Annotated in this window: 4 protein-coding genes; 2 read left to right on the top strand and 2 right to left on the bottom strand. The window is 61.3% G+C overall.

Annotated elements, in window-relative coordinates:
- Window positions 1–227 (bottom strand): pyridoxal-phosphate dependent enzyme (locus Q0M35_RS16485; RefSeq protein ID WP_295317363.1); only part of this gene is annotated, 227 nt, incomplete at its 3' end.
- 426 nt (window positions 228–653) lie between these two features.
- On the opposite strand from Q0M35_RS16485, the gene Q0M35_RS16480 reads away from it, so the two are divergent.
- On the top strand, window positions 654–1,448 hold the full coding sequence (locus Q0M35_RS16480; RefSeq protein ID WP_295317362.1) for an SDR family oxidoreductase: 795 nt from the start codon (window positions 654–656) through the stop codon (window positions 1,446–1,448).
- 24 nt (window positions 1,449–1,472) lie between these two features.
- Window positions 1,473–2,414 carry a 3-keto-5-aminohexanoate cleavage protein gene (locus Q0M35_RS16475; RefSeq protein ID WP_295317361.1) on the top strand — a complete coding sequence of 314 codons (942 nt, stop codon included), beginning with the start codon at window positions 1,473–1,475 and terminating at the stop codon, window positions 2,412–2,414.
- A gap of 31 nt (window positions 2,415–2,445) precedes the next feature.
- Here Q0M35_RS16475 and Q0M35_RS16470 read toward each other — a convergent pair.
- On the bottom strand, window positions 2,446–2,716 hold a 271-nt coding region (locus tag Q0M35_RS16470), incomplete at its 5' end, for a hypothetical protein (RefSeq protein ID WP_295317360.1).

Here is a 2,716-nt window from a genome sequence, read left to right as displayed (position 1 = left end):
AGCCGGACGAAGTTGGATTGTACCGCGCCGGTAATCAGGATTGTATCAGCGCCTGCGGCTGAGGCTGCACCAAAGTAATACTCAAGCTGCCGCGCTTTGTTGCCGCCGATGCTTGGTCCGGCCAGATCATCGCGCTTGATGAAAAGCTCAATCCCCAGTTTTCCGGACAGCACCGGCAGACGCGTGAGCGGGGTAGGGTCAGAAACAATGACAGCGCGTTTGTGCATGGGGTCCTCTGAAGGGACCGGGAACTGTAAAAGCAACTGCCCGGTACGGTGTCAAAGGCTACAGAGCAACCGGCGGCTGTGCAAACGCGCATGCGGCTCATTCTTGGCTTGGCCGTCCCAGCGGTAGAGGAACGCGTCGCGGCGATGCGCCGGGGTATCCGGACGCTGTAAGGCGGCGCTGCTGCGTACAGGCAGGCCGGCTTTGCTGAATCCGACGCGCAGAGCGAGTTTGCCGATATCGGCTCTGCGGGTTTATCGCCCGGCACGCTTGGTCAAACCGGAAAAGCGGCATAAACTAACTACAGGCAAAAGCGCCGGTAACTGCGCGGAGGACAACGCAATGACAGCCACGAACCCGCAGAGTAAGAAACGCTGTGCTCAAGGGCGTCAGCACCGCCGCCCGCCGGTGCACATAAGGATGTCTCTGTGAGCGACAAAACACCTTTTTCGCTGCCGGGCCTGAAGGGCCAGCGTGTGGTGATCACAGCAGGCGCGGGCGGGATCGGGCTGGCCATCGCGCGGCTTCTCCACAGTGCCGGTGCGCAGGTGGCCATCTGCGACGTGGATGCCGATGCCCTGAAAGCTGCGGGCAAGACCCTTGGCGATTGCCTCGCAATGCAGGCGGATGTCTCGCAATCCGAGCAGGTCGACGCCTTTTTCAGCGCCGCCAGTGCGCGCATGGGCGGTCTGGATGCTCTGATCAACAACGCCGGGATTGCCGGGCCAACGGGCGCTGTGGAGGATATCTCCGAAGCGGACTGGCGCGCCTGTATTGATGTCTGCCTGACCGGGCAGTTTCTCTGTGCGCGCCGTGCTGTACCTTTGCTGAAAGCTGCCGGGGGCGGGTCGCTGGTCTGCATGTCTTCGGCGGCCGGCAGGCACGGATATTCGTACCGCACTCCTTATTCGGCAGCGAAATTCGGGGTGATCGGACTGGCCCGGAGCCTCGCCAAAGAACTCGGACCCGATAATATAAGGGTGAATGCGATCCTGCCGGGCCTCGTTGCCGGGCCCCGGATCGACAAGGTAATCCGCGACAGAGCCGACGCATCCGGCGTGCCGCTCGAAGAGATGACCCGCGAGTATCTCAGCAAAGTGTCCCTGCGCCGCATGGTCACCAGCGAGGATGTCGCAGGCACCATTGCCTTTCTGCTGTCGGATGCGGGCCGCAATCTCTCCGGGCAGTCGCTCGGCGTTGACGGCAATGTCGAAGTCCTCTGATGAACCCGAAGACAGGAACTGCATATGAAATCCGGATCTGACAGCGGCAAAGTGATTATCAGCTGTGCCATCACGGGTGCCATTCACACACCCACCATGTCGCCGCATCTGCCGGTCACCCCGGACGAAATTGCCGGTCAGGCCATCGGGGCGGCAGAGGCAGGCGCCACCATCCTGCACCTGCATGCCCGCGATCCCGAAACCGGGCGCCCTGATCAGACACCGGAGGGCTTTGCGGCCTTTCTGCCCCGCATCAAAGCCGCAACCGACGCCGTCATCAACATCACCACAGGCGGCAGCCCTTACATGACCGTCGCCGAGCGGGTCGCCCCGGCAGCGACCTTTCAACCGGAGCTTGCCTCGCTGAATATGGGATCGATGAACTTTGCGATCTTCCCTCTGCTGAAAAAATACAAAGACTTCCGGTTCGACTGGGAGAAAGAGCATCTTGAGGGGTCCCGCGATCTCGTTTTTCGTAATTCATTCAAAGATATCGAGTACGTTCTTGATACCTGTTACGGCAATGGCACCCGCTTCGAGTTCGAATGCTATGACACGTCGCATCTTTATAATCTTGCGCATTTTGCGGATCGCGGTCTGGTGAGGCCGCCGTTTTTTGTCCAGACCATCTTCGGGCTTCTTGGCGGCATCGGGCCGCATCCCGACGACGTGATGCATATGAAACGCACGGCAGACCGGCTTTTTGGCACCGATTTTCTGTGGTCGGTGCTCGGGGCGGGATCGAACCAGTTCCGGATCGCGGCGCAGGCGGCAGCGCAGGGCGGCAACGTGCGTGTCGGTCTGGAAGACAGCATCTGGGCCGGAAAAGGCGAGCTTGCGGTCTCCAATGCGGTGCAGGTCACAAAGGTACGCCAGATCATCGAAGGGCTTGGACTGCAGGTCGCAACACCCGATGAGGCACGCGGCATGCTTGCTCTTAAGGGGCCGGGCGCGGTCGCTTTCTGAAGCTTGCGCTGGCCAACAGGGCGAGGTGCTGTCAGCCGCCTGCCACCGCGAGAGACTGCAGCGTTCTCACGTCGCCCACAGGCATGCCCGCAACAAGCGCCCGCGTCACCGGTTTAGCCCGCATGCCCTGTTCCAGGCAAAGCTTCTGGCTGACGATGCAGTCACCGCTCAGGGCGGTATCTTCAGCCGTTGCTGCTCTGATCTGTGCTCTGGCTTCTTCCGCGTGTGCCCGAGTGACGAAAGCGACCAGATGATATACCCGGCTCTGGCGGGCCGGTCCGGTCCGGTTCCGGAACGCGCGC

The organism is Roseobacter sp. (assembly GCF_024639605.1).
In the GTDB taxonomy this organism is placed as follows: Bacteria; Pseudomonadota; Alphaproteobacteria; order Rhodobacterales; family Rhodobacteraceae; genus Roseobacter.
This window is presented reverse-complemented; position numbering and strand designations above follow the sequence as displayed.

What these genes read in the sequence shown, in the direction of transcription:
- Q0M35_RS16475 (WP_295317361.1), top strand. Translation starts at nt 1,473, where the DNA reads ATGAAATCCGGATCTGACAGCGGCAAAGTGATTATCAGCTGTGCCATC.